At 33.4% G+C, this 26,276-nt stretch carries 26 protein-coding genes; 3 read left to right on the forward strand and 23 right to left on the reverse strand.

Translation table 11 applies throughout. The features are described 5' to 3' along the window. The first annotated feature begins 6 nt into the window (after positions 1 to 6). Positions 7 to 1,335, forward strand: a complete 1,329-nt coding sequence (locus tag ACXHHC_RS10300) for a GntP family permease (protein ID WP_458226291.1) — start codon at positions 7 to 9, stop codon at positions 1,333 to 1,335. Here ACXHHC_RS10300 and ACXHHC_RS10305 read toward each other — a convergent pair whose 3' ends face one another. The 8 genes from ACXHHC_RS10305 to ACXHHC_RS10340 form a co-directional block, all read right to left on the reverse strand. Continuing rightward, positions 1,336 to 2,337, reverse strand: coding sequence for a hypothetical protein (locus ACXHHC_RS10305; RefSeq protein WP_458226292.1), 1,002 nt, complete (start codon positions 2,335 to 2,337; stop codon positions 1,336 to 1,338). A 63-nt stretch (positions 2,338 to 2,400) separates the two neighbouring features. Further along, entirely contained in the window at positions 2,401 to 2,802 is a 402-nt protein-coding gene (locus ACXHHC_RS10310; RefSeq protein ID WP_458226293.1) for a hypothetical protein, read from the reverse strand. A gap of 79 nt (positions 2,803 to 2,881) precedes the next feature. Then, the gene (locus tag ACXHHC_RS10315) at positions 2,882 to 3,619 is read right to left on the reverse strand and encodes an SDR family NAD(P)-dependent oxidoreductase (RefSeq protein ID WP_458226294.1); all 738 of its coding nucleotides are present in this window, start codon (positions 3,617 to 3,619) and stop codon (positions 2,882 to 2,884) included. 470 nt (positions 3,620 to 4,089) lie between these two features. Beyond that, on the reverse strand, positions 4,090 to 4,665 hold the full coding sequence (locus ACXHHC_RS10320) for a Crp/Fnr family transcriptional regulator (RefSeq protein WP_458226295.1): 576 nt from the start codon (positions 4,663 to 4,665) through the stop codon (positions 4,090 to 4,092). A 3-nt stretch (positions 4,666 to 4,668) separates the two neighbouring features. Then, entirely contained in the window at positions 4,669 to 6,525 is a 1,857-nt protein-coding gene (locus ACXHHC_RS10325) for a DUF4153 domain-containing protein (RefSeq protein WP_458226296.1), read from the reverse strand. 82 nt (positions 6,526 to 6,607) lie between these two features. Continuing rightward, a complete protein-coding gene (pheS, locus tag ACXHHC_RS10330; protein ID WP_458226297.1) occupies positions 6,608 to 7,627 on the reverse strand; it encodes a phenylalanine--tRNA ligase subunit alpha in 1,020 nt (339 codons plus the stop codon). Between the two features lie 404 nt (positions 7,628 to 8,031). Then, positions 8,032 to 8,571: a YceI family protein gene (locus ACXHHC_RS10335; RefSeq protein ID WP_458226298.1), complete on the reverse strand. Its 540-nt coding sequence runs from the start codon at positions 8,569 to 8,571 to the stop codon at positions 8,032 to 8,034. Positions 8,572 to 8,573: 2 nt separating this feature from the next. Further along, positions 8,574 to 8,921, reverse strand: coding sequence for a hypothetical protein (locus ACXHHC_RS10340; protein WP_458226299.1), 348 nt, complete (start codon positions 8,919 to 8,921; stop codon positions 8,574 to 8,576). Positions 8,922 to 8,996: 75 nt separating this feature from the next. On the opposite strand from ACXHHC_RS10340, the gene ACXHHC_RS10345 reads away from it, so the two are divergent. Beyond that, positions 8,997 to 9,872: a DUF5777 family beta-barrel protein gene (locus ACXHHC_RS10345; RefSeq protein WP_458226300.1), complete on the forward strand. Its 876-nt coding sequence runs from the start codon at positions 8,997 to 8,999 to the stop codon at positions 9,870 to 9,872. Positions 9,873 to 9,976: 104 nt separating this feature from the next. Here ACXHHC_RS10345 and ACXHHC_RS10350 read toward each other — a convergent pair whose 3' ends face one another. Continuing rightward, entirely contained in the window at positions 9,977 to 11,284 is a 1,308-nt protein-coding gene (locus ACXHHC_RS10350; RefSeq protein ID WP_458226301.1) for an HTTM domain-containing protein, read from the reverse strand. Positions 11,285 to 11,357: 73 nt separating this feature from the next. Between ACXHHC_RS10350 and gdhA the strand changes: the two genes are divergently transcribed. Further along, positions 11,358 to 12,701, forward strand: coding sequence for an NADP-specific glutamate dehydrogenase (gene gdhA / locus ACXHHC_RS10355; protein WP_458226302.1), 1,344 nt, complete (start codon positions 11,358 to 11,360; stop codon positions 12,699 to 12,701). Positions 12,702 to 12,767: 66 nt separating this feature from the next. Here gdhA and ACXHHC_RS10360 read toward each other — a convergent pair whose 3' ends face one another. The 14 genes from ACXHHC_RS10360 to ACXHHC_RS10425 form a co-directional block, all read right to left on the reverse strand. After that, entirely contained in the window at positions 12,768 to 13,631 is an 864-nt protein-coding gene (locus ACXHHC_RS10360; protein WP_458226303.1) for a T9SS type A sorting domain-containing protein, read from the reverse strand. Between the two features lie 91 nt (positions 13,632 to 13,722). Beyond that, entirely contained in the window at positions 13,723 to 14,601 is an 879-nt protein-coding gene (locus tag ACXHHC_RS10365; RefSeq protein ID WP_458226304.1) for a T9SS type A sorting domain-containing protein, read from the reverse strand. 218 nt (positions 14,602 to 14,819) lie between these two features. Then, complete coding sequence (atpG, locus tag ACXHHC_RS10370; RefSeq protein WP_458226305.1) at positions 14,820 to 15,680, reverse strand: ATP synthase F1 subunit gamma; 861 nt, start codon at positions 15,678 to 15,680, stop codon at positions 14,820 to 14,822. Between the two features lie 102 nt (positions 15,681 to 15,782). Next, complete coding sequence (gene atpA / locus ACXHHC_RS10375) at positions 15,783 to 17,354, reverse strand: F0F1 ATP synthase subunit alpha (RefSeq protein ID WP_458226306.1); 1,572 nt, start codon at positions 17,352 to 17,354, stop codon at positions 15,783 to 15,785. A gap of 24 nt (positions 17,355 to 17,378) precedes the next feature. Next, positions 17,379 to 17,933 carry an ATP synthase F1 subunit delta gene (gene atpH / locus ACXHHC_RS10380; RefSeq protein WP_458226307.1) on the reverse strand — a complete coding sequence of 185 codons (555 nt, stop codon included), beginning with the start codon at positions 17,931 to 17,933 and terminating at the stop codon, positions 17,379 to 17,381. A 6-nt stretch (positions 17,934 to 17,939) separates the two neighbouring features. Beyond that, complete coding sequence (locus ACXHHC_RS10385) at positions 17,940 to 18,440, reverse strand: F0F1 ATP synthase subunit B (RefSeq protein WP_458226308.1); 501 nt, start codon at positions 18,438 to 18,440, stop codon at positions 17,940 to 17,942. A gap of 97 nt (positions 18,441 to 18,537) precedes the next feature. Beyond that, positions 18,538 to 18,732 (reverse strand): ATP synthase F0 subunit C, encoded by a 195-nt coding sequence (locus ACXHHC_RS10390; protein WP_458226309.1) that lies wholly within the window; start codon positions 18,730 to 18,732, stop codon positions 18,538 to 18,540. A 36-nt stretch (positions 18,733 to 18,768) separates the two neighbouring features. Next, on the reverse strand, positions 18,769 to 19,947 hold the full coding sequence (gene atpB, locus ACXHHC_RS10395) for a F0F1 ATP synthase subunit A (RefSeq protein ID WP_458226310.1): 1,179 nt from the start codon (positions 19,945 to 19,947) through the stop codon (positions 18,769 to 18,771). Positions 19,948 to 20,049: 102 nt separating this feature from the next. Next, positions 20,050 to 20,448 (reverse strand): DUF6168 family protein, encoded by a 399-nt coding sequence (locus ACXHHC_RS10400; RefSeq protein ID WP_458226311.1) that lies wholly within the window; start codon positions 20,446 to 20,448, stop codon positions 20,050 to 20,052. Positions 20,449 to 20,454: 6 nt separating this feature from the next. Next, positions 20,455 to 20,679: an AtpZ/AtpI family protein gene (locus ACXHHC_RS10405; RefSeq protein WP_458226312.1), complete on the reverse strand. Its 225-nt coding sequence runs from the start codon at positions 20,677 to 20,679 to the stop codon at positions 20,455 to 20,457. Next, positions 20,645 to 21,109, reverse strand: coding sequence for a bactofilin family protein (locus ACXHHC_RS10410; protein ID WP_458226313.1), 465 nt, complete (start codon positions 21,107 to 21,109; stop codon positions 20,645 to 20,647). Before ACXHHC_RS10410 ends, ACXHHC_RS10405 begins: the two co-directional genes overlap by 35 nt. A 41-nt stretch (positions 21,110 to 21,150) precedes the next feature. Beyond that, positions 21,151 to 23,319, reverse strand: a complete 2,169-nt coding sequence (gene porW / locus ACXHHC_RS10415; RefSeq protein WP_458226314.1) for a type IX secretion system periplasmic lipoprotein PorW/SprE — start codon at positions 23,317 to 23,319, stop codon at positions 21,151 to 21,153. Positions 23,320 to 23,384: 65 nt separating this feature from the next. Continuing rightward, positions 23,385 to 24,341 carry an NAD(P)H-dependent flavin oxidoreductase gene (locus ACXHHC_RS10420; RefSeq protein WP_458226315.1) on the reverse strand — a complete coding sequence of 319 codons (957 nt, stop codon included), beginning with the start codon at positions 24,339 to 24,341 and terminating at the stop codon, positions 23,385 to 23,387. Positions 24,342 to 24,387: 46 nt separating this feature from the next. Then, positions 24,388 to 26,217 carry a M1 family metallopeptidase gene (locus ACXHHC_RS10425; protein WP_458226316.1) on the reverse strand — a complete coding sequence of 610 codons (1,830 nt, stop codon included), beginning with the start codon at positions 26,215 to 26,217 and terminating at the stop codon, positions 24,388 to 24,390. Positions 26,218 to 26,276 lie beyond the last annotated feature (59 nt).

The following is a 26,276-nucleotide window of genomic DNA, read 5'->3' on the forward strand; positions in this document are numbered from 1 at the left end:
CGAATTATGATCTTCAATCTTATAGCAATTCTAGTAGTTCTTATCGGATTGGTCATAGCCATATCGAAGTTTAAAATTCACCCTTTTATAGTACTGATTGTTGCTGCAATTGCACTAGGCTTGCTCGTTGGCTTTAGCGGAGAAAAAACAATAGATGTTTTACTTACCGGTTTTGGTGCCACGCTTAAATGGATAGCCATTGTCGTTATTTTTGGTGCTTTTATTGGAGAAGTACTTAACGAAACTGGTGGTGCGGTTAGAATTGCCGAAAAAATCTTAAAATGGGTAGGACAAAAAAGGCTGCCTTGGGCTATGGCCATTACGGGTTACATAGTCTCTATTCCTGTTTTTGTAGATGTGGCTTATATTTTATTTCAGCCTATTACTGAGGGATTGGCTAAAAAAAGTAAAACTCCTGTTTTAGTGGTTGGACTTTCCTTAGCTGCTGGATTAACTGTTTCTCATACACTAATGCCCCCCACCCCTGGACCTTTGGCAGTAGTTTCCTTATTAAACGCAGACATTTCTCGCCTTTTAATGATTAACTCCATAGTAGGTGTTTTTGTAGTAATTGGCGGTGTGCTATGGGCAAAACTATACTGTAAAAAATTCTTACTAGACTTTGACACCCAAGAAACTAAAGAAATAGAAAACACGACCATAGAGGAAAACAGCACAACAGTTAAAGCCAGTGTAGTAATGGACTTACTTCCAATTATAGTCCCCATTTTATTAATGGGACTGGGTGCCTTTTTTAAAACAGCATCACCTCTTGGAACAGTTCTTCAGTTTTTAAGTATTCCTACCGTAGCTGTTTTGGTTGGGGCTTTAATTGCTTCTTTACAGCTATTTAAAGTAAAAGCCAAAACCAAATTAAGCACTTTGGTAGACAATGCCATTGTAAAATCTGCTTTGGTTATTATGATAACCGGTGCGGGAGGTGCTTTTGGAGCCATTATTAAAGAATCGGGTATTCAAAACTCCTTGGGAGATTTCTTTAACACACTTCCTTTTTTAGGTTTTGTATTGCCTTTTTTGTTAGGAGCTGCTTTAACCACCGCTACAGGATCTATTACGGTTTCTTTAATTGGAGCAGCCTCAATCTTAGGACCTATGACAAAGAGTATGTCTTTATCTCCAGAAATGATTGCTGCCTTAATTGGTTGTGGTTCTTTTTGTGTATTCCATGCCAACTCTAGCTTTTTCTGGTTGCTGAATAGGTTACATAACATTCCTGTAGCTAAACTCTACAAAACGTTTACACTACAGTCTTTAATTATGGGGCTTTCTGGGTTGATAGGGGTTTTGTTGTTGTATGTTTTGGGAGTAAAGTAGTTATTTGTTCACATTTAAACTACATCCAGCAAAAACAAGTCTTTTAAAAAAATTATTTAAATCGGCATCATTTTTTAGAAAAGTTTTGCTATCATTAAGTACAATCTTATTCATCAGTTTTCTCATTATATCATCTAGTTTAACAGACTTCAACTTTAAAGTTTCGTAGTCATACTTCTTGTGTAACTTTTGACCGTGAACAAATTTTGACCTAATTCCATAGCATTCTTTTATAAAATCGAATGTATTTTGTTTATCAAAAAATTCACATAAATAAAAAGCACATCTTTCCGATACTTTATGAGTAACTTCAGATCCATCAGTTGTAAAAATCGTCTCTAATAATCCAATATAAAAAGATATTTTTAGTGGTAAAAAAGAATGTGATCTTGCCATACTCAAAAATAAATAAGCTCTCTCAATTCTATTTGTATTTGCGTACTTTTTATAATTACTATCCCCAGGGGTTATATGACCTATCTCCTGATTAGGTTTTTGTTTATAAAATTCTTCACTCTTTTTTGAGATATTCTGAATCTCCATAATTTTTTTTGTTATTTCATAAGAAGTCTTAATGTCTTCAATACTAAAAAAGTTATTCCCATAATTCCCTAAAGAATTACTAAACACTGTCGTTCTTGTCCTATTAAAAATAAACTTATCCCTTTTAGAAATATCATAGTGGAAGCTTGAATTACATGAACAATCTTTAATAAACCATAGATTAGCCAATATTGATTGAAAAAATTCTAAATCTTTTTCAGAATCTCTCACCCTTTCTTCTCTTGATCTTGAATTTTCTATACTGCCATAAAAAAAAGGGGAATTCTGCCTACAGGGAGGCATGTTAATTAAACCAATACTTTGTATACAAAATTCATTCCTCAATAACCTTTCTAACAAACTATCATCATTAGAAAAACTAAAACTTCCAAAATCAAAATTTTGGTTTGATTTATATAGTTTAATATATCTTGTAGAACAAACAAAAAATTCATTCATAATCTATTTCGAAAGCAATTATTATACTTTCAAAAATAAAGAAATTAAATGTATATCTTTGATTTACTTAGCCAAAATCCCCTCTTTCCCCAATTGTTTTAACACACGTAAAGCACCATCTTTAATGGTGTTTTTTTCGAACACATACTTTTTGTCGTACATGGTGTTTCCAATAAAGAAGGTCGTATTAAAGAAGTTGGTTAGTTTAAATAAGTCTGGCTGAATTAATTCCACCTTAGCAAAAGACTTGGCAGGTAATTTCTGAATGGTTTTACGCATTACAGAAGTTTCTATAAACTTATCTTCATCGTACCCTTTGGATACAATAATTACCATGTCTAAGTCCTCTTCCCTGTCGTTAATTAGGTACACATTCCAATCCTCACATTGAAACTCTTCGTTGTATTCCTTAACAACTGCCATAAATACATTTTCTACTACCGGAATTTGAATGTCTTTTTTCATGATAACGTGCCTTTTAACTCTCTGAATATTGGGGTTCAAAAATAATAAAAAAGACACGTTTTAAATGCATAACTTGGGTTTATTCAAAACCTCCATTCACACCTATAGCCTGCCCTGTTATCCATCCACTTTCATCGGATGCTAAAAAGGATACCAAAGGAGCGATGTCTTTAGGGACTCCTACCCTTCCAAAAGGGGTTTCAGAAGCTACATAATTCTCCATATCTGTTCCTGCAATAGGGTTTCCTTCTGTAACGGTTGGTCCTGGTAACACTCCATTTACTCGTATATTTTTTGCTGCCAATTCTTTAGACAACACACTGGTAATACCATCTACTGCTGCTTTGGTTGCTGTGTATAAAACCGTCATAGGAGTGGCTTTTTTTGTAGCAATAGAACTAATGTTAATAATACTTCCTCCGTTCTTAAAATGCTTAATTGCTTCTTGTGATGCAGCTAATACAGACCAAACATTAGTGTTAAATTGTCTGGTAAACTCTTCTTGTGTTACTGTTTCTAAGGGTTCAAATTGATACACTCCTGCATTGTTTACCAACACATCTACACTTCCATAAATAGCCACGGTTTGCTCAAATAAAGAAGCTACTTCTTCAGTAGCCGCAACATTGGCTTTAATAGCAGTTGCTTTACCTTCAGAGGCCAAAATACTAGCTACTACTTTTTCTGCTCCTGTTTGGTCTTGATTATAATTTACAACAACACTTGCTCCTTTAGCTGCTAAATCTTTGGCGATTTGTGCTCCAATACCTTTAGAAGCTCCTGTTACAATTACTGTTTTGTTACTTAATGTTTTCATTCTTACTAATTTTTAGATTGGGTTAAAACTAGTAAGCTCTAAAAAGAAGTGTTTTGCCAAATGGCAAAAAGTGAATGCATCGCTACCATCCCAAAGTGTTGGGATTGGGATCTATTTGATGGCCAACTTATGTAATATGCTATGGATTACTTCTCGATACGCTACGCACTCGAAGTGACAACTTATATCAATTCGAGTTCAGGTTATTGGAGAGAAACGCAAATAAACTGAGTATCGAGAACAGATTTAGGATTGTAACTCTTAATTACTTCTCGATACGCTATGCACACGAAGTGGCAACTTATGTCAGTTCGAGTTCAGGTTATTGGAGAGAAACGCAAATAAACTGAGTATCGAGAACAGATTTAGGATTGTAACTCTTAATTACTTCTCGATACGCTATACACTCGAAGTGACAATTTATGTTAGCCCCAGTACCCTATCTCATACATCGGATAAAAAACAATATATCAAACCTTAGATTTTATTCTACTCAACGTATACTGCGTAATTCCCAAATGCTTGGCAATTTGGCTTTGAGGAACGAATTGAAATAGTTGAGGTTGTCGCTCCATCAGTTTTTGAAATCTTACCTCGGCAGCATCTACCAACATTTCGTTTTTAAGTTTCAGCTTTTCTACCAAAGCCTTCTCTTTAATAGCCGCTATAATTTTGGAGAAATTAGGTATTTCCTGCTCTAAAACTTCATAATCAGATTTACTAATAGCAACTACTTTACAGAACGTTAACGCTGTTATTTCTTCCTCTGCATTTGTTTGATGAAAGAAGCTATCTACATCTACCGCAAAATGTCCTGGTGTCACAAAATAAGGAATGTATTCATCTCCCTGGCTGTTGAATTTAGCCACTTTAAAAACACCTTCTAACACAAAGCCCATTTGTTTGCAAATACTATTCAAAGACAAATACACTTCTTTTTCTTTGATGGTTACAATAGAAGTATTTTCCGCTAAGCACTGTACATCCTTGTTGGTTAAAGGATAAAATTCTTGCAGCAGGTTGATAAAAGGTTGTAGTTCGGACATTATTTATTTCTCATTTAAAAATAGACTACCGCTTACATTGGTTATATCTATACTTTCGTCTAATACTGTAAAATTTATTCTTTTCAATTTAATTTTTGCATCCATCGTTTCAGAGGTTAATACAAAAGTTAATTCACTCTCTGGAACCTGCTCTTTAGAATCTCTTCCGTATTTCTTGAATAATTCTTTTTTTACAGTGGTAAGATTTAACTGAATAGAATCTTTTGAATTTGTGACATATAATACATCTTCTTTTCTAGATAGGTTAAAACTACTCTCATTTAATCTCAAATTTTCGGACTTATCATTGTAAAAATAAAATGAATAGTAATAATTATATCCTGAAATATCTATCAAATCATTCTCCTTAACTTTATAATGGAACCTTTTAGTATTGTTATATTTCCTAGTATACTTAAGCCCCATAGTTCTCATATATACCCCTGCTTCATTATGATGAGAGTATCTATTATGAGTTTTATCGCTAATCATAGTATCTAAATCTTGCTGAAACCAAGGTCTAATCTTTTTCATACCATGATAATCATCTAAGTAATCTAAAATTGATTTTACCTTATTATGTGTAGCAACATTTAACACCTCGTTATTGGTCAATTCCCAAGCAGATTCTAAACTCGGCAAACTCTCTTCTATCCATTTTACTTCGTTTTGAATTTTATCGTCTATCAATATTTTATGTGTTTCTAGAATATTTTTTAACCTATTTATCTGACTTCTCTCGCTTACTGAAAACATTCCCCAAGGACCAAAAGAACTCAACAAAAGCAATATAGAAAGAGAAATAGGAATCATTTTTATGTTGTTCTTCTTTAAAAGAAAAAAGAAGCAGATAAAGGTTATCCAAATACCTAATACCAATACACTATATCTTTTTATCGTAATACCATAATCTCCTATTCTCATTCCAATAGCTATAAATAACAAGGCTACAAGAGGAATTAACACATAGTAAAGTATTTTAGTGAACTTTTTAATCCATCCATTTTCTTTTTGTTTCCCATAAGGATAGATTAACAAAATGGTAAAAAATGCCAGAATGGAAACCCCAGAGACCAAATAAGAAACCCAACCTTTTGGCCAATTCCAATTTATCAATATTTTACCACCATAAGCATAAAGAATTACCAAATACAAAATTAGAAGAGGAACTAAAACGTATTGTGTAAAGACCTTTAATCCTTTTGGATAGATATAATCATCTTCCAATTCATCTAAGTCTTTAGGTACACCTGATATAAAAAACCAAGTATTGAATAGCCCAATTACTACTATATAGATTTCAAAATATAATTCATCATGCAAGTCAACATGAAATAAATTATCTACTGCTACTAAAGCTAATACAAGTCCCACGTAAATAAAACCTGAATACAAAACTGAAGTACAAAGCCTTAAGAATAACGATTTATTGTAATTCCAAAATCCATTTAGTTCCTTGGTTTTAATATAGGGAGCATAGGATACTAATAAATGTATTGTTATATTAAAAATACCATAACGAATATAGGGAATGGATGTATTGTGAGTTTCTACAATAGTAGGAAAAGACCAATAAATGAATCCTAAAAAAACAACACCTAGTAGCTGAATTATTATTTTAAACTTGCTAGACAGTATGCCCTTTTCACTAAATATTCCAATGCAAAAGAACAGGGGAACTCCTAATGCAAATGTTAAAAGTCCATTTATATAAGGTAACTTATTATCAATATCGTTCTCAAATTCAACTAAAAAAAGAGAAATCATTACTCCTACAAAAGCACAAGCAATAACTAAAGGAAACCTTAATAAGGAATTTTTTGCTTTGGTAAATAAATATTTAGCAGATAACAGTTTCATAGGCAATTCAGTTTTTATCAAAAATAAAAAAGGCTGTTAGATTAACGTATCTAACAACCTTTTATTTTATATTTTGATGTCTCTAACTTATCGACTTAAACTGCTCTAAGAAACGAACATCGTTTTCGTAAAACATTCTAATATCTGGAATTTGGTATAACAACATGGCAATACGTTCAATACCCATTCCAAAAGCGTAACCGCTATATTTTGTAGGATCTATGTTTGCATTCTTTAATACATTAGGATCTACCATTCCACATCCCATAATCTCTAGCCAACCTGTTCCTTTGGTAATCTTATAATCTGTTTCTGTTTCTAATCCCCAGTAAATATCTACCTCTGCACTTGGCTCTGTAAATGGGAAATAAGACGGACGTAAACGAATTTTAGATTTACCAAACATCTCTTTGGTAAAGTATAACAAGGTTTGCTTTAAATCGGCAAAAGAAACATCTGTATCTATATACAACCCTTCCACTTGGTGGAAAATACAGTGTGCACGTGCAGAAATATCTTCGTTTCTAAACACTCTACCTGGAGACAACGTTCTAATTGGTGGCTCGTTGTTTTCCATGTACCTTGTTTGTACCGATGAAGTATGCGTACGCAATAAAATATCTGGATTCTGCTCAATAAAGAACGTATCCTGCATATCTCTTGCTGGGTGATACTCTGGTAAGTTTAAGGCTGTAAAGTTGTGCCAGTCATCTTCTATCTCCGGTCCTTCAGAAACGGTAAAACCAATTCTAGAAAACACATCAATAATTTGATTTCTTACAATAGATATCGGGTGACGAGATCCTAATTTTAAAGGCTCTCCCGGACGTGTTAAATCATTTAACGCATTTCCTTCTAAGGCAGCATCGTCTAATGCGTTTCTTAATTCGTTAATTTTCCCTTCAGCAGTATTTTTAAAAGTGTTAAGCGCTTGTCCAAACTCTTTTTTCTGATCATTGGCAACATTCTTAAACTCAGCAAATAAATCGTTTAAGATTCCTTTTTTACCTAAGTATTTAATTCTAAATGCTTCTAAATCTTCTTTATTAGCTGCATTAAAATCTTTTACCTCTCCAATTAACTCCTTTACTTTATCTAACATAACTCAGAAATTAGACTGCAAATTTAAACAAACTATTTAGATTAGTCCGTTTAAATTTGTATTCACTTTAAATCTTTACAATTGATTGTTTTTAGGACTCTTAGCTATGTAAAACTAGCTCTAGATAAAAACGCTGGTAGGTTCATCTAAAATTGTAAGTATAAAATTGTTTTTTCAACAGTATCAAAAAGAATTAAGAACCGTGTGAAAAAGAAGTTTCATCAGTATGAAAAAACAAAACGGTGAGCAACACTTTCTAAAACGGTGAGCAACGTTTTAGAAAGTGTTGGGCAAGAAATTAAAAGGGCCTTTTCCTAAAGAAGTATATCCTAAATATACAAAAAGACAATAAAAACAAAAAAGCTCCCTTATAATTGGAGCTTTCTGGTTAGATAAGATATCATCTATGATTTCTTTAATTCTGCATTTAAAGTAACTTCTACATCTTCTGCTATCTTGTAGAACATTAGCTTTGGAATTTTTACTTTATAATCTTTTAGTATCAGTTTAAAACTTCCGTTAATAGTATAAGTATCTCCTTTTTTAACTATTGTTACAGGTACCGTTTTGTTTTGCTTTTTACCGTGAATGGTAAAGTCTCCAACCACCTTTACTTCTTTGGCTGTAGAAAAATCTGTACTTGTAAAATTGGTAATCTTTCCAGCTAAAGTAGCCTTTGGATAGGTATCGCTTTCTAGGTAATTCTCGTTAAAATGCTCTTGCATTAACTTATTTGGAAATTCAAATTGAGCAATCTGTATCAAACAGGCAATTTCTCCTGTTTTTTCATTCAGAATTAACTTCGCCTTTTTATTTTCTGCCTTTATAGGCTCAATAGCTGTTTTAGCAGCATCAAAACGTATGTTGGCTTTGTCTGTCTTGTATAGCTGTGCATTGGCAAGCAACGTACTTAGACACAATAATGTAAATAGTATTTTTTTCATGACTATTCTAATTTACCATCAGTTATCCATTGCTTAAATTTATCTCTAGTAGCTTGCGGCAATAAACCTGCTACAGGCATAGGGCTACTTGCATTATTCATTCTAGTATCCATTCTTGTTGCACCATCTTTAACCAATTGATATGTGTGATAGCTAGATGGAGCACCATTACTTGGAGTTGCACCATGGCAGTTTAAACATGAGCTAGAAATGATTGGAGCTATATCATTGGTGTAGGTTAATTTTGTTGTTCCATCACTTGGAGTGTTATCTACTAAATCGCTTTCGCTATCGTTAGAACAACTCAACATAAAAACAGATAAGAATAGAATTAATAAGAAATTTTTCATGATTATTTAGTGTTTTTTTATTTAAGGATTAGTAGCTTTATTCGACATTCCTTTACAAGAAACAAAAACTTTATCATGAAAAAAATAATTTTATCTGCTTTTTTAGGATTTTTAATGCAAAATTCACAGGCACAAAGCAACTTATTGAGCAACCTTGAGAACGATTCTAAAAATGATGAAATAGAGGTTACCTCTACTTTTAAAAGCTACAAACTAGTAAATTTTGAAACCACCAAACTCGTTCCTAAAAATCATTTAAATTTTATTGTAGCCCATCGTTTTGGAACGGTAAAAAATGGAATTGTTGATTTGTTTGGTTTAGACAACGCTACCACCAGATTGCAATTTGTGTACGGTTTAACGGAAAAGATAAATGTTGGTTTTTCAAGAAGCCGATTCGGAATTTATGATTTCAGCACCAAATACGTATTTGCCACTCAAAAGAAAAACGGTTTCCCTTTTACCATGGCAGGACATCATTATTTAGCCATTGATTACTCTTTAAAGGAAGACATTTTCCCTAAACTAGAATTCGACAACCGATTAAGAAGTACGCATCAAATCTTAATTGCTAGTAAAATCAATGAAAAATTATCTGTAGAACTGATTCCTACGCTTACACACGACGGATTGGTAAAACAAGACAATCAAGACAACTGGCAATATGCTTTAGGAATGGGTGGACGTTACTTGTTTACCAAACGTATGGGTATTGTAGCCGATTATGGTTTGCATCTAAACAGAGCTAGTGGAAGTCCATACAACAACGTATTTTCTATAGGATTAGAGATTGAAACAGGAGGACATGTTTTTCAATTACACTTTAGTAACTCACAAGATATGTTCGAAAATGGATTTATTAACAATGCTGGAGGGGATTGGTCTAAAAGAGATATCTTCTTTGGATTTAACATCAACCGTATTTTTGATTTAAAAGCAAAGAAAAAGTAGGTTCTAACCTCAATAACATCCACATCTCGACTCCGCTCGATGATCTTATATAGTCATTAGAAAAAACAAATATCGTAAGGTGTTCGAGCCGAGTCCAGAACCAATTATTTCTCCCAACCCTTAAAGTCACGTATCCAAGGAGCATGTTTAAAATAATCCCATTGGGTATTGGCTAAATCTACTGTTGGGTCTATAAATTCTTGATAAGGTCTTCCGTTCAGTCTTTTTTTACTGATAGCGAAGACCTTTATTTTATTCCCTTTTTTAGCTTCCTCCTTTTTTAAGTATTGTGCGTATTGCCAAATTGCATCGGGATGGGTACTGATCAAGTATTTTTGTTTTCTTGTCAATATATCTGGTCGGTGGGTGTAAGTAGAATCCTTCTCTATATCATACACTTTAAACTTTGTGGTTCCAGAAACTGAACGCAACATCATTCTCCAACTCATTTTATGTGCTTCTTCTGTCCAAAACGGAGTTCCTTTAATACAATGCTGTCTTAAAGGCAAAAGCAGCTGTAAAAGCACGTAAAGACCTACTAAGGAAATAATTTTTGCACTACTATCTGTATGTTCTGCCTCGTTGTAAAACTGCTTGTTCTTTAAAAACCAATTATGTATTTTTTTTACAGGATAAAAGAACATGGCAAACGATAAGCTTAAGTATGGAAACACCCCTACCTGAAAAACAATGGAATTAAAACTATGAAAGAACACAGAAATAATAAACCCAAACATTCTAGTTCGTTTGTATGCCAATAAAGGAATAATCAATAAATCAAACAAAAAACCTCCGTAAGCAATGCCCATATAGAACCATTCTTTGGTAAAATACTGACCTATTAGAGGGAATGACGTTTTACTACTCAATGCAATTCTAGGAAAAGTACCGTCCATCCAATCTGGGTAAATTTTAGCAATTGCCCCAAAAACATACACACAAGTAATTTGAAACATTAATAAAAACTGACACCAAAAAGGAGCTGAGATTTCTCTGTTGACTCTTCCTTGCTTTACATCTAAGGAATGTGATTTATGAGTCGGTAAAAAACACATAATACAACATAACAATACCATTAAAAAGTAATGATTGTTGTAAGATATTTTATGAATTAAATAACAATATGTCCAGACAATGGTATAGGCTATTATAGATGCTCTGTAAAAATATCCTAGCATTACAAACAACCCCAAAAGTCCCATTACTCCGTATACGTAATACATTCCCAAACCATCTAAAGGTTGCAACCAATCAAAGAAAATAAAACTAAAATGGATTTTGGGTTCAATAAAAGTATGTTTTATCCAGCCCGTAAAAATAGAGCCCCATGCTTCTACCATTAAAATACAACCAAAGATAAATCGGAAAAGAATTAAAGGAGTATTGTCTACTTTTTTGAATAAAAAACTCATAGCGATTGTAAGAATTGGTATGATTATTACACTACACAAATATATTTTTATATTTAGACAAAAAACAAACTTAATGGATATTAGAGTAAAAGAATTTATGGATAGAGTAAAAGTTCGAAATGGCCATGAGCCAGAATTTTTACAAGCAGTACAAGAAGTTGCAGAAACAGTTGTTCCTTATATCTGCGAAAACGAAATATACTTTGGTAAAAACATATTATTACGAATGGTAGAACCTGAAAGATTGGTTTCTTTTAGGGTTTGTTGGGTAGATGATAATGGTGAAATTCAAATTAACAGAGGATACAGAGTTCAAATGAATTCTGCCATTGGTCCTTATAAGGGTGGTTTACGTTTTCACCCTACAGTAAATCAAAGTATTTTAAAGTTTTTAGCGTTTGAGCAAGTTTTTAAAAATTCGTTAACTACGCTTCCTATGGGTGGTGGTAAAGGAGGTTCTGACTTTGATCCTAAAGGAAAGTCTGACGATGAGATTATGCGTTTTTGCCATGCTTTTATGAGTGAGTTATTTAGACATATTGGTCATGATACAGATGTTCCTGCAGGAGATATTGGTGTTGGTGCTAGAGAAGTTGGTTTCTTATTTGGGATGTACAAAAAATTAAAAAATGAATTTACAGGAGTGTTAACTGGTAAAGGATTGTCTTGGGGAGGATCTCAAATTAGACCTGAAGCAACTGGTTATGGAGCTGTCTATTTTGCAAAATCCATGTTAGCAACTAAGGGAGATTCTTTAGAAGGAAAAACAATTAGCGTATCAGGATCTGGGAATGTAGCACAATTTGCTGCCGAAAAATGTATTCAATTAGGTGGTAAAGTAATTACATTGTCTGATTCTTCTGGTTACATATACGATGCTGATGGAATTGACCAAGAAAAATTGGCCTTTGTAAAAGAATTAAAAAATGTAAAAAGAAGTCGTATTTCTGAATATGTAACAAAATACCCAAATGCTGTTTTCCATGCAGGAGAAAAGCCGTGGAATGAAACTTGTGATGTTGCTTTCCCTTGTGCTACTCAAAATGAATTGGACAAAGAAGCTGCCTTAACTTTAATTAAAAATGGTTGTGTTTGTATTAGCGAAGGAGCAAATATGCCTTGTACTATAGATGCTGTTCACGAATTACACCATGCCAAAGTATTGTTTGCTCCTGGTAAAGCATCTAATGCAGGTGGTGTAGCTACTTCTGGTTTAGAAATGACTCAAAATGCATTGCGTTACAACTGGACTCGTGAGGAGGTGGACGAAAAGTTAAAAGAGATTATGGAAGACATTCACGATGCTTGTGTACAGTATGGAACCGAAGACGATGGCTACATTAACTATGTAAAAGGAGCCAATATTGCTGGTTTTGTTAAAGTAGCAGACGCTATGTTAGCACAGGGAGTTATTTAAAAAGTAAAGTATACTTACTAAAAAGGGAGCCACTTGGCTCCCTTTTTTAGTAAGTCTTAAAATTCATTACACTCCCTTTTTAAGTGTTATGGTTTCTCCTTTAGCACTAGTTACTTTTAAAATATACATCCCTGTTGTTAAAGATTCATTATTTACACTTTGTCCTAAAGCATTATACACTTCAATACTTAAAGAGGAATCTGCACTTACAAACTTTCCATTTTCCATTGTAATGTTAGATTTTGCACGCATTAACAACTCCGTACTTAACGTATCATTACCAGACACAATTAAGTTATCTACACCAAACTCTTCATTCCCGGCATTTGCTCTAAAGGTTATTTTAATATCTAACGTAGTTCCCGTTCCTGCAATAGATTTTGTAATGGTTTGAAAGGTGTTTGTTAATACTGTTCTTTCGCCAACTCCTACAATTCCATCTGCAAGATGATTGTTAGATGCTGTAGGTCCATTTAACTGATCGTGTAAAAACTCAACCAACGTGGTATACCCTCCTCCGTCTATCTGAGTTTCAATTAATATTTTATCTCCTGGATCCCATACCAAAGGTGCAGCTGCTAAGTCTATAGCAAGTGTTAAATTGTTTTTATCTGTGATATCTAAATTAGACCATGTTAGCGAAATCACATCAGATCCATCTCCACCTCCATCTAAATCTTCCCCTAGCAAAAAATTACCTGTATTTCCTGTAAAAGAAGGGAAACCTGCTTCAGAATTTGTTCCTCCATCATAATCATCGGTAGAACCCTCAGGATCGTAAATTCCAAAATAGTCTCCAGTAGTATCGTTAAAGAACGTGTGACTTTTAGAAATTTTAGAGTCATTGTCAAAATTTTCTGTTAAAATTTGTGCGTTAGACGAAACACACAGCATTACCAAAAAGGTAACTGTAAGAGTACATTTTATCATTTTTGCAATTTTTTTCTTCAAGTTAATTAAAAAATATCACAAAAAAAAGAGTGCCTAGTAGGCACTCTTTTTAACTAAAAATAGATTTTTATTATTTTACTACTACTTTTTGTATTTCGTTATTAGCTCCTTCTGTTACATGTACAATGTATACTCCAGAAACTAAATCTTCGTTTTTTACTTCTTGACCAGTAATATTATAAATAGCTTTAATAGCTCCTTTGTTGGTTGTAATTTTCCCCTCCTTGGCAGTTGTAATCAATCCTGGAATCCTATCGTTTTTAATAGATAAAGAACCTGTAACAGAAAAATCCGATGTATCTACTCCACTGGCATAATCACCTGAAGAATTAATACCTACCCAATTGCTCACATTTGCTATTGCAGCCAACAACTCCTCTTTTGTTCCAGAAGTAATCCCATTATAATATATATTATCATACTCTGCTTCGATTCCAGTTCCAGCTCCTGCCGCTACAGCATTTGTACCATCTATTAATCCTTTTGGTAAACCAGACGTATTTGAATCATCCGCATCTGTTTCATTTTGCCATAGAGTACTGTTTGTTTGGGCAGCGAAAATAAATGTTGGTGATTCAGCAGTTCCTTGATAAATAATTACCTGATCTCCACTGGCAGATAGCCCCAATGATTTTACCGAATTAAAATCAGTTATATTACTACCTCCTTCGGTATAAGTAAACAATTTTCCTGCGCTATAATTCTGACTTGCGGTAAATTCAATAGTTCCTTCTCCATTACTTCTAAATTCCTCAGAGTCTGGTAACCAACCATTCTCTGTAAAATTAATAACAGTGTTTGTCACAATGTCTCTTAGTAATATAAAAGAAAAAGAATCTGGTGTATCTGTCTGAATTCCAATGATAGCTACATCTCCTGCGGATAATACGGTTTGTGCATTTGTTAAAATACTTGCTAAAAAAGCTAATAATAAGGTAATTTTTTTCATGTTGATTATAGTTTTATTATACACTAACAAGTGTAAAACTGTAATCTAAATAAAACAGACCCTAATAGTTAATAAATACTTATGAATGTGATAGTTACAAACTATTTTTTTAACATTTACGTTAAATTCACACGTAAATTGTTAACATAAAAAAAGCTACTAGTTAAACTAGTAGCTTTTATATATCTTGAGATTAATTTACTTAATCAATGTTTGATCTAATCATTCAAAGCTTCGGCTCCACCTACAATTTCTAAGATTTCTCCTGTAATTGCAGCCTGACGTGCTTTATTGTATGTTAATTTTAAACCATCTCTTAATTCCTTAGCATTGTCAGTTGCTTTGTGCATAGCCGTCATACGAGCACCGTGTTCTGCAGCAAAAGAATCACAGATAGCTTTGTATAACTGAGTTTTTAAAGACTTTGGCACTAAAGCTTTAACAATTTCTTCTTTAGTTGGCTCAAAAATATAATCTGAAGCAACGTTTCCTTCAACCTCTACTGGCTCTATAGGTAAGTATTGCTCTAATGTAGCAATTTGAGTAGCTGCATTTTTAAATACATTGTATACCAACTCAATTTTATCGAATTCACCAGTGGCAAATAATTCCATTAACTCTTCTGCAATAACAGTCGTATTGTCAAAAGTTAACGAATCAAAAATAGCAACGTTGTTAGATACAACATTGTACTTCTTTCCTAATATATCATTTGCTTTCTTACCAATTGTATATAAAGAAATCTCTTTCCCTTGATACTTACTAGCAATTACTTGCTCTGTTTTTTTGATAATTGAAGTGTTAAAACCTCCACACAAACCTCTGTTAGAAGAAACAACCACTAATAATACTTTAGAAACTTCTCTTTCCTCTGCATATACACCTCCTGCATCAGCATCTAAAGTAGCACTTAAATTTTGTAACAACTCGGTTAATTTAGTAGCATAAGGACGCATTGCAGTAATAGCGTCTTGAGCCTTTTTTAACTTTGCAGCAGATACCATCTTCATTGCGCTCGTGATTTTCATCGTAGAACCAATAGAAGTAATTCTGTTTCTAATTTCTTTTAAGTTTGCCATTCTGTTTTAGTATTTAGTAGTTAGTACAGAGTACAAAGACTCTTCCTAAAAACATATATAAAATAAGTACTGAATACTATGTACTCAGTACTTAATACTATTTTATTCGTATTTTGATGAAATCTCAGCTGCAACAGCTTCTAATACATCTAATCCTTCTAATTTACCAGACTTTAATACATCTAAAGTATCTCTATGCTTAGCATTTAAGTACTCAATGTAGTCTGCTTCGAATTCTTTTACCTTGTTAACAGGAACTTTAGATAATAAGTTCTTAGAACCTGCATAGATAATAGCAATCTGATCTTCTACAGTGTAAGGATCATTTTGAGCTTGCTTTAAGATTTCTACGTTACGTTGTCCTTTTTCAATTACAGATAAAGTAGCAGCATCTAAATCAGATCCAAACTTAGCAAACGCTTCTAATTCACGGAACTGAGCTTGATCTAACTTTAAAGTACCAGATACTTTCTTCATTGATTTAATCTGAGCAGAACCTCCTACACGAGATACCGAGATACCTACGTTAATTGCTGGACGAACTCCTGAGTTAAATAAATCTCCATCTAAGAAAATCTGTCCATCCGTAATAGAAATTACGTTTGTAGGAATATATGCAGAAACGTCTCCCGCTTGTGTCTCAATAATAGGTAAAGCAGTAATAGAACCACCTCCTTTGATTTTTCCAGCTAAAGAAGCAGGAGCATCGTTCATTTGAGATGCAATAGAATCGTCTCCGATAACTTTTGCAGAACGCTCTAATAATCTTGAGTGTAAGTAGAAAACATCTCCAGGGTATGCCTCACGTCCTGGTGGTCTTCTTAATAATAATGAAATCTCACGGTAAGCAACTGCTTGTTTAGATAAATCATCATAAACAATTAAAGCTGGTCTACCAGTATCTCTAAAATATTCACCAATTGCAGCACCTGCAAATGGAGCATATACCTGCATTGGAGCAGGATCAGAAGCGTTAGCAGCTACTACAGTAGTATATGCTAAAGCACCTTTTTCTTCTAATAAATTAACAATTCCAGCAACAGTAGAAGCTTTTTGTCCAATAGCTACATAAATACAATAAACTGGTACTCCAGCATCATAAAACTCTTTTTGGTTTAAGATAGTATCTAAAGCTACAGTAGACTTTCCTGTTTGACGGTCTCCAATGATTAACTCACGTTGTCCACGTCCAATAGGAATCATTGCATCTACAGACTTAATACCTGTTTGTAATGGTTCAGTTACTGGCTCACGGAAAATTACCCCAGGAGCTTTACGCTCTAATGGCATTTCAAAAGTTTCACCAGCAATAGGTCCTTTACCATCGATAGGGTTACCTAACGTATCTACAACACGACCTACAATTCCTTCTCCAACATTGATAGAAGCAATTTTTTCAGTTCTTTTTACTGTAGAACCTTCTTTTACTTCAGAAGATGAACCTAATAATACAACTCCTACGTTGTCTTCTTCTAAGTTCAATACAATTCCTTGTAATCCTGATTCAAATTCAACTAATTCCCCGTACTGCACATTCGATAATCCGTAAACACGTGCAATACCATCTCCAATTTGTAATACAGTACCAACTTCATTTAAAGAACCTGTTGCTTCAAAATTAGTTAGCTGCTCTTGTAAAATTGCTGATACTTCAGCTGGTTTTATTGCTGCCATCTTATTTATTGTTTGATGTAATTTTTAAATTTTTGCTTCGTAGTGACTGTCGTCAAAACTCTTTTCTAACTCTCTTAAACTCTTTGCAATACTTGCATCGTATTGTAGGTCTCCTACTCTTAAAATAAATCCTCCAATAATATCTGGATTTACTTCGTTTGTAAGAGTTGTTTCGTGCCCTGTTAACTCTTTTACTTTTGCAATTACTTTTGCCTCTAAAGCATCTGTTAACGGAACAGCCGTAGTTACTTTCGCAACTTCAATAGATTTTAAGTGATCGTATATGATTTGATAATCGTTGGCAACTGCCTCTAAAATATCTAATCTTTTATTGTTTGCTAAAAGCTTTATTAATCCTAAAGAATAGTTGTTTACTTTACTCCCAAAAATAGCTTCTAGAGCATTTACTTTATCACTAACTTTAATGATTGGGCTTTTTAACAACACTTTTAAATCTCCACTTTCTTGTATTGTAGCTTCCACTAGTTGCATATCATTGTATACAGCTTGGTCACTACCATTTGATTTGGCAAGATTTAAAATAGCTTTAGCATAGCGTATTGCTGCTCTTGTACTCATGTTTTATTAGTTTAAAGTAACGTCTTCTAAAGATTTTTCTACCATTGCTAATTGACTTGCTTCAGAAGCCAACTCGCTTTTGATAACTTTTTTAGCAATAGTGATAGAAATTCCAGCTACTTGAGATTTCAATTCTGCTAAAGCTGCCTGCTTTTCAATTTCAATTGCTTGCTTAGCATTTGTGATGATAGTATCAGCTTGCTCGTTTGCTTCTTCTTTAGCATCCGCAACAATCTTATCCTTAATCTCACGAGCTTCTTTTAACATAGCATCTCTTTCCTCTCTCGCTTCTTTTATAATTCTTTCGTTATCTGCATTTAATTGCTCTAACTCTTTCTTTGCGTTTTCAGCTGCTTCTAAAGCATTTGCAATTCCTTCTTCTCTAGTATCTAATGCCGATAGAATTGGTTTCCAAGCAAACTTACGCATTAAAACAATTAAGATAACAAATATAATAGCTACCCAGAAAAATAGACCGAATGAAAAATCGTTAATTAACTTATCCATCTATGTAAAATTTAATATAGTTCTTGTTTATTTTTTGTTTAAGAACACTGTCTGCAACCAACCGTTGCAGACAAGTGTTGTTTTTTTGCGTTAAGGATTATTTCCCTAAGATTAAAGCACCAAATGCTAAACCTTCTAATAACGCTCCAATGATAATCATTGCAGTTTGAATCTTGTTAGCTGCTTCTGGTTGTCTAGCGATAGCGTCCATTGCTGATCCACCAATCTTACCTAAACCTAAACCTGCTCCAATTACGATTAAACCTGCTCCTACTAAATTTGGGATGTCCATAATAATTACTTTATATATAGTTAAACAAAAAATTTCTTAATGATGATCGTGCTCTTCAACAGCCATACCAATAAACAATGACGATAACATTGTAAAGATATATGCTTGTAAGAATGCTACTAACAATTCAATTAAATTGATGAATAAAGTTAACAACATAGAAACACTAATAGCTCCTCCAGTTCCTAAAGCATCTTTCCCTACGTATACTAATGCCACTAACCCCATTACTACGGTGTGACCTGCAGTAATGTTTGCGAATAAACGAATTAATAAAGAGAAAGGCTTTGTTAACATCCCCAATACTTCAATTGGTGCTAAAACTAATTTCATTGGTACTGGTACTCCTGGCATCCAGAAAATATGTTTCCAGTAATCTTTATTCCCACTAAACTGAACAATAAAGAACGTAAATAATGCCAAACAAACTGTTACAGCAATATTCCCTGTTACGTTAAATCCTAATGGAGTTAATCCTAATAAATTGGCTATCCAAATAAAGAAAAACACAGTTAATAAGAATCCCATAAACTTACGGTATTTCTTTTCTCCAATATTTGGTCTAGCAATTTCATCTCTTACAAAAAGTACTAACGGTTCTAACACTCTTGCAAAACCTGTAGGAATTGGTCCTTTTTTATAACCTTTTGCCAAGCTTATAAATAACAAGAACATGATGATTGCAATTACTATAATTGAGAATACGTTTTTAGTAATAGAAAAATCTAATGGATGAACGTGGTGTCCATGTGCATCTTCTAAGATGTTTCCTTCCGCATCCGAAGTATAAACTTTGTCGTGGTGTAACACATAGTGTTTTCCTCCTTTAGCAACTACAGCTTCACCGTGGTGAAATTCTGAAGACATAAATACTTTTACACCTTCGTCTACTAAAATTACTGGTAAAGGAAATCCGTAGTGATGACCTGTTTTCTCATCAGAGAAGAAAGTAAAATCGTGAGAATCAGCTAAGTGATGCTGTGTGTAAGCATTTATCTCTGCTTTTGAACTAATCCCATCTCCTTTTGATGCACTATGGGCATCGTGATGAGAATCTGAATCATGAGCTTCTTTGTGGTGAGCTTCTTCTGTGTGTGCTTTCGCATCCACATGTTGAGCTTCCCCGTGATGTTGATCTCCTGTTGCCTGACTCGTAAATGGCATTAAAACTAAAGCTAATGCTACTAAAACTCTAAGGTTCTTTTTTACTATCATTCTATTCTGAATATTGATTGTTTCCAAAATTTGTGCAAATGTAAACAATAATTTAAAACTAGTATGAGTTTTCAACACTGATTTGTTGAAAAAAGAATTTACCTAGTCTTTTCTTAACGCACCTAAGACTTCTCCAACCTTAAGTACCTTAATCATAAACACTTGCTCTAATATTAGATTTACGAAAAAAGGAACAAAAATGACCATTGCATCTAAAGTAGCAACTCCTTCATCAGTTCCTTCTGGTTTTAAAATAAGATAGAGCACAATCATTTTTAAAAAACTAAGTGCTAAAAAAACAAAACCTATTTGGCTTTTAAACATATCTTGTAAATAAAAAACAACGATACAAATTAAAAGAGATGCTGCAGTATTAATCCCGTAAGACAAAGGAATATTAACGGTTAACTCAGAAGCATCGGTAAAAAAGGTATGGCCTAAAAAAACAAAAAGGTTTACCAATACAAATATTGACAAACCTTTGACATGACTTTTCATCATAATATATTATTCGTTATTAAGTTTCTTTAATTGTCTGGTTAAGTTTAGTACAAACAAAACGAGCGACAAAACTATGAAAAAAAGCGTAGTCCATGGCTTACTAAAGTTAAAGTATTCGTCTACTCTAGCACCTGCTAAGGATGACAAATACATGGTAAACCCCAACTGTACTCCAATTCCAGAAAATCTTAAAAATTTATGAAACCTTTTCTGATTTTGATTTTTCTGCATCTTTTCCTTCTTTTTCAGAAGCTGAAGAATTTGGCTTTAATTCTTTAACCGCACTTAACATGCTACAGTTAGCATTTATAACTGCACCTGGTTCTACCGTAAAGCTTTCTGCCAATACCTCTCCATAAATTTTAGCCGATGGTTTTAAACATAACGAATTCTTAACTTCTAATCGTCCGTCAAATGTTCCCTCAATATCGGAATTTACACATTTAACTTCACCAATAATTTTTCCTTCTGGTCCAATAATAACCTTACCAGTAGTTGTTAAATCTCCCTCAATAGTACCATCTATTCTAAAGTCTCCCTGAGACGTGATACTTCCTTTAAATACTGTTTTTTGAGAAATTCTGTTTCTTTCTGTCGTCATACTATCCTGTCCCATCGTTCTTGCCATCGTTTTTACTTCTTTTTTATCTGAGCTAAACATAATAATTTTTTAATACGAAAGTGTTATCTTTTCAAAGTTAGCTATTTATTCTTTAAAATCTCCATTGCTTTCTTAGATTCAATAGAATTTGGGTATTTTAATTTAATTTCTTTTAGCTTTTTTAGGTATTCTTCTTTCCCTTTGGTCTTTGCAAGAATAAAAGCGTGTAACAATTGGTATTTAGCAGCTAATGGTGAATCTCCAAAATTCTCTATAGCTCCATCAATTTCCTCTGCTGCGGCTTTGTAAGATTTTAACTCGTACAAGGAATAAATGGTTTCGTAACAACGAATGTATTCTTCTGCTTCCTCTTTGTTTTCTCCCGTTTTCTTTGTATGATTTACCAACTTGGTAAAAGACGACTTTGGAAACTCTACATTTAATTTTTGTTTGTATAAATTACTATTTGCAAAGTCTTCTGTTTCTTTATGTATTTTATACAACCTATAATAAGCACCTACTTTTAGGTCTTTAGAAGGCTTATAGGCTATTAAGGTTTCTAACTTGTCTACTGCTAATTCTTTTTCTTTTAATTGCGTATAATAAATATTACCCAACTCGTAATAGTTTAAATTTCGTATTCTAAAAATGCTATCTAAAAACTTTGGATCTCTATTTATTTTACTTGTGTAATAAGCAACCTTGTACTTATTTGCTGCCTCCTTGTTTATTTCTTTAGTAACCCCAGTAGCTAAAGAGTCTTTAACTTGTTTATTGGTTGTATTCCCTTTACTTAGGTAAGATGCATACCAGTTTTTATTCTTCTGAGTAATTTTCCATTCCTTAACAAAATCTATTTTTCCCTGAACTCTTTCCTTTGTGTTAAAGAAATACCAATCAGACTTACCATCATCATAAGAAACTGTATTTTGTTCCGCTAAAGCCTTTAATTCTTTAACTCTCGCTTGTTTTTCTTGCTCTTTTAGCCTCTCTATGTAATTCTTAAAAAATAGTTGTAAATCTTGTTCATTTAAACTCGCTATTTTTAACAAGCTATCATTGGCTATAGATTGTTCTTCTAAATTTACCACTCGTTCTAAACTCTTAGAAACTCTTTTAATTCTAAGAACTCTTTTAGACTTTTTATTGGTAGCTACACTTACCAAACTATCGTAATAAGATTTAGAGGTTCTATACAATTTTTCATCAAAAAATAGATCTCCCAATTTTTCGTAGGATAGTATTTTCTGATCTATATCTTTAGTCGATTTTAAAACAGATTCTGTATAAAATTGCTTGGCTAAGTTTATAGAATCAGCATCCTGATAAATAATCCCTTTTTGGTAAAATAGCTTACCTCTATATGCTCTGTTCTTGGTAATAAATAATAAGTGATCTAATTCTTCTAAAAAGGGTTCTCTATGAAGTTCGTCTCTATGATTATTCATTAACTCCATTCTGGCTTGTATTTTAAACTTATACAAACCTCCTTTCATGTCTATAACCTGCTGAAATGCCTTGTCTGATTTTGCTATTTTCCCTTGTTCTCTGTAGCATTGCCCTAAAATAAACCCTACTCTAGAGGCAACAGATCCTTGGTCTATCGCTTTTAAAGACTTTTCTAGATGTTTAACTTTCATGTCTAAACTATCTTTAGACTTTTCATAAGCCATTACCATACCTATTTCTGCTTGTTGCCTTACTTCTTCTGGCAACTGAGGTACTGAAAGCAATCGCTGTAAAGCCTTTTTAGCAAAACCTACATTGTTAATATGTATATTACTTTTTGCTCTCCAAACAACGGTCTCGTATATTAAACTAGCTTCAGGATAATTTTTAATAATGTATTCAAAAGACTCTAAAGCAGGTCCAAATCTCTTGGTGTAATATCTAGACTTTCCTAACAACAAATAGGCTTCGTCTGTTTGAGAATTACGTTCTTCTCCATCAATTAACATGGAATGTCTCTGAATGGCTTTTGTAGCTTTCTCTTCGGCTCTATCAAAATCTGCTTGCCCTATAGGTTTTACATCATCTGCCTCATCTTGGTTGGCATAAAAACTAAATGGCTCTACAGGTAATATTTCGGTAAAATCATCACTATATGTTTTTTCTACCTTCTCTAACCCTTTATCATACGCTACCTTACCATTGTAGAATACATTGAATTTTGTTATCAATGCATGATATTTTCTATTAACGAACTTATCCTTTCGAGTACTACAGGCAGCTAATAAAAAGACAGATATGTAAAATAAATAATGTTTCACGAGAAAAACCTTGGAAGTATAATTTGATTCACAAATATAACGTTAAGAAACAAATACAATTGTGGTTAGACAATAAATCTGTCTATTATTTTGGCAACAGGCTCTATACTTTTCGTATTTTCTATACTTGGACCTGCCACCCAAACGTTCTTATAAGTAACTTTTTTTGCAGAACATTTTACGTCTTGTGTCCCTTTTAGGTATCTAATTAGTTTTACCCATTTTTTTAAAGACTTATATTTCTGTAACCTTTTTTCTAACCAGGTTTCATCTACTCCTACTTTCTGCACATAGGGAGTATTGATAACTGTACAAGGGGTTCCAGATATTTTTTTAGTCATTACAATATCATTGGCACCATAAGCCACACAGGCTTCTTTATATTTTTCCGAAACCTTAGATTCCACAGAAGCTATAAAAGGACTTCCTATAGAAGCACCTGCAGCTCCGTAGGACAAAACAGCCTCTAAATCTTCTTTAGAACTAATACCTCCTGCAGAAATAACAGGCAATTGGGTATTCTCTGTTAATTCTAAAATTAATTCTTTAGGGCCTAAATCTCCTCTATGCCCACCTGCTTTATTGTTCACAGCAATCAACGCATCTGCTCCCAACTCTTGTGCTTTTAACGCATGATCTAAGTTTACCACATCGCAAAAGACTTTAATGTTTGCTTTACGAGCACTTACTATTACTTCTTTAGGGCTCCCCAACGATGTAATAATAAAATCTACTCCCTCTTCGCAACAAGCTTTTAATTGCTCTCTGTATTTTAAATTAGAGGGATTAACAATAATATTAATTCCAAAAGCTCCATTGGAGGTTTTGTGTTTTTTTAGTGTTTGAATGGCCTTTTTTAATTCCAAAGGATCTCTATAATTCAACGCAGGAATACAACCAGCCCCTCCTTTTCTCATTGCCTCTATGACCATATCTGTATTAGATACTAGAAACATAGGAGCTATGAGAAAAGGCAAATCTATACCTAATATTTTCTGTAGTGTTTGGCGGGGTTGGGGCATTAATTATTTTTCATTTAATATACTAAATTTAAAAGTATCCTACTATTTATTCTTTACTCAAAATATTGTTCTCTCTTTCAACATCAACCATCTGGTTTTCTGGATCAATTTCTATTTTTTTAAACTCTTTTTCTACCTCAAAACTATACATAGGTTTCCCCCAAGCCCAATCTTTTAAAACAGTCACCTTATTTGTAGGTTTCTCTCCTCTCATAATATCTAACGGAATGTAAAATTTCTCTTGAGAACCATCTATATAAGTTACCGTTACATCTATAGGCATTGGCATTTTTCCTTCCTGAAGTAAAGTAATCTTCTTACCATCAACCGCACCTACTTTGTAATCGATGGTCTTAGTAGTTTCTACCCAAAAATTTAAGTACCAATCTAATTCCATTTCAGCAACTTTTTCTGCCACTCTTATAAAATCTTCTGGCTTTGGATGTTTAAAACTGTATTCTTTAAAATAACGTTTTAAAGTTCCTCTTAGTGCTTCTTTCCCAATAATGTACTCTAATTGATCTAAAAACAACGACCCTTTATAATAAGATGAAATACCATATCCATAGTCAAAATCATAGGCATCACCATGCGTTGTTAAAGGTTCCTCTGTTTTTCTATTCACTAAAATCTTATACACCATTTGAGTTCTTTCAAAAGGTTTTCCTTTTTTTCCTAAAATCTTACGCTCTATTAAAGTAGATATATAAGTTGTAAAACCTTCGTCTAACCATGCATGTTTGTGCTCGTTACTTGCCAATAAAAACTGGAACCAAGTATGTGCCAATTCGTGTGCTACAACACCCACCAAACTTTCGTACTCTCTGTCTCCTGTAATAAGTGTACACATAGCATACTCCATACCTCCATCTCCTCCTTGAATTACAGTATATTGTTTGTAAGGATATTTACCAACCTCGTTTCCATAAAAATCAAACAGTTGGTCCATTACTTTTGGTAATTTCTTCCAAGACTCCTTCCTATCTCCTTTTAAATCTTCTTTAAACAACAAATGTACAACAGGACCATTTGGCACCTGATGTGTAATGTGCTGATACGCACTGTCTGCAGCCCACGAAAAGTCGTGTACATTAGGAGCAATAAACTTCCAAGTTAGTTTTCCTTTTTTTGCTTTTACCTTTAGATCTTCTTTGGTGGTTTCATACCCATGACCTACTTCGTTTGGATTTTGTAAATATCCAGATCCTCCAATGGTATATTTTTTATCTATGGATATGTTTACCTCATAATTCCCCCAATCCGCATAAAACTCTGCTCCTAAATACGGATTTGCATGCCAACCTTCATCGTCGTAAGCGGCTAACTTAGGATACCATTGTGTCATAGATAAAGCTACTCCTTCTTTGCTTTCTCTTCCAGACCTACGAACTTGATTTGGCACCTGTCCTTCGAACTCCATATCAAAAACTGCAGATCTTAATGATGGGATTGCCTCATTTAATTCTACTTCTAAAATGGTTCCTTCTACATGGTATTTTAACGCTTCTCCATTCTGCTTTAAACTTTTTATTTTAAGATACCCTATTTCATTAGGTTGCAACAGAGAAATTCTACTCACCATGTCTGGCTTTTCCTTGGTGCCTTTGTTTACCATCATTCTTTTATCGGCATCTGGAGTATTTTGCACACTTAAATCCATAGCGCTCCCTGGCTGAAATGCATTAAAATACAAGTGATAATACACTTTTTTAATAAGCTCTGGCGAGTTGTTATGATACGTTAATTTTTGAGTACCTGTATATTGAAAGGTTTTAACATCCATATCAATATCCATTTTGTAATCTGCTTTTTGTTGCCAGTTTTGAGCATACATACCCAATGAAACAAAGGCTAGTAAAAATCCTATTTTCTTCATAGTGCTTAGATATAAAAAAACCAGCCTTGCTCAGACTGGTTTGTTAGTAATTTTGTATT

This window comes from Wenyingzhuangia sp. IMCC45574, from assembly GCF_054182685.1.

What these genes read in the sequence shown, in the direction of transcription:
- ACXHHC_RS10315 (WP_458226294.1), bottom strand. Translation starts at nt 3,619, where the DNA reads ATGAAAACATTAAGTAACAAAACAGTAATTGTAACAGGAGCTTCTAAA.
- ACXHHC_RS10365 (WP_458226304.1), bottom strand. Translation starts at nt 14,601, where the DNA reads ATGAAAAAAATTACCTTATTATTAGCTTTTTTAGCAAGTATTTTAACA.
- ACXHHC_RS10320 (WP_458226295.1), bottom strand. Translation starts at nt 4,665, where the DNA reads ATGTCCGAACTACAACCTTTTATCAACCTGCTGCAAGAATTTTATCCT.
- pheS (WP_458226297.1), bottom strand. Translation starts at nt 7,627, where the DNA reads ATGTTAGATAAAGTAAAGGAGTTAATTGGAGAGGTAAAAGATTTTAAT.
- atpB (WP_458226310.1), bottom strand. Translation starts at nt 19,947, where the DNA reads ATGATAGTAAAAAAGAACCTTAGAGTTTTAGTAGCATTAGCTTTAGTT.
- ACXHHC_RS10385 (WP_458226308.1), bottom strand. Translation starts at nt 18,440, where the DNA reads ATGGATAAGTTAATTAACGATTTTTCATTCGGTCTATTTTTCTGGGTA.
- ACXHHC_RS10350 (WP_458226301.1), bottom strand. Translation starts at nt 11,284, where the DNA reads ATGAGTTTTTTATTCAAAAAAGTAGACAATACTCCTTTAATTCTTTTC.
- atpH (WP_458226307.1), bottom strand. Translation starts at nt 17,933, where the DNA reads ATGAGTACAAGAGCAGCAATACGCTATGCTAAAGCTATTTTAAATCTT.
- ACXHHC_RS10300 (WP_458226291.1), top strand. Translation starts at nt 7, where the DNA reads ATGATCTTCAATCTTATAGCAATTCTAGTAGTTCTTATCGGATTGGTC.
- ACXHHC_RS10305 (WP_458226292.1), bottom strand. Translation starts at nt 2,337, where the DNA reads ATGAATGAATTTTTTGTTTGTTCTACAAGATATATTAAACTATATAAA.
- ACXHHC_RS10400 (WP_458226311.1), bottom strand. Translation starts at nt 20,448, where the DNA reads ATGATGAAAAGTCATGTCAAAGGTTTGTCAATATTTGTATTGGTAAAC.
- ACXHHC_RS10405 (WP_458226312.1), bottom strand. Translation starts at nt 20,679, where the DNA reads ATGCAGAAAAATCAAAATCAGAAAAGGTTTCATAAATTTTTAAGATTT.
- ACXHHC_RS10360 (WP_458226303.1), bottom strand. Translation starts at nt 13,631, where the DNA reads ATGATAAAATGTACTCTTACAGTTACCTTTTTGGTAATGCTGTGTGTT.
- ACXHHC_RS10345 (WP_458226300.1), top strand. Translation starts at nt 8,997, where the DNA reads ATGAAAAAAATAATTTTATCTGCTTTTTTAGGATTTTTAATGCAAAAT.
- atpA (WP_458226306.1), bottom strand. Translation starts at nt 17,354, where the DNA reads ATGGCAGCAATAAAACCAGCTGAAGTATCAGCAATTTTACAAGAGCAG.
- ACXHHC_RS10390 (WP_458226309.1), bottom strand. Translation starts at nt 18,732, where the DNA reads ATGGACATCCCAAATTTAGTAGGAGCAGGTTTAATCGTAATTGGAGCA.
- ACXHHC_RS10410 (WP_458226313.1), bottom strand. Translation starts at nt 21,109, where the DNA reads ATGTTTAGCTCAGATAAAAAAGAAGTAAAAACGATGGCAAGAACGATG.
- ACXHHC_RS10335 (WP_458226298.1), bottom strand. Translation starts at nt 8,571, where the DNA reads ATGAAAAAAATACTATTTACATTATTGTGTCTAAGTACGTTGCTTGCC.
- ACXHHC_RS10310 (WP_458226293.1), bottom strand. Translation starts at nt 2,802, where the DNA reads ATGAAAAAAGACATTCAAATTCCGGTAGTAGAAAATGTATTTATGGCA.
- atpG (WP_458226305.1), bottom strand. Translation starts at nt 15,680, where the DNA reads ATGGCAAACTTAAAAGAAATTAGAAACAGAATTACTTCTATTGGTTCT.
- gdhA (WP_458226302.1), top strand. Translation starts at nt 11,358, where the DNA reads ATGGATATTAGAGTAAAAGAATTTATGGATAGAGTAAAAGTTCGAAAT.
- ACXHHC_RS10340 (WP_458226299.1), bottom strand. Translation starts at nt 8,921, where the DNA reads ATGAAAAATTTCTTATTAATTCTATTCTTATCTGTTTTTATGTTGAGT.
- ACXHHC_RS10425 (WP_458226316.1), bottom strand. Translation starts at nt 26,217, where the DNA reads ATGAAGAAAATAGGATTTTTACTAGCCTTTGTTTCATTGGGTATGTAT.
- ACXHHC_RS10325 (WP_458226296.1), bottom strand. Translation starts at nt 6,525, where the DNA reads ATGAAACTGTTATCTGCTAAATATTTATTTACCAAAGCAAAAAATTCC.
- ACXHHC_RS10420 (WP_458226315.1), bottom strand. Translation starts at nt 24,341, where the DNA reads ATGCCCCAACCCCGCCAAACACTACAGAAAATATTAGGTATAGATTTG.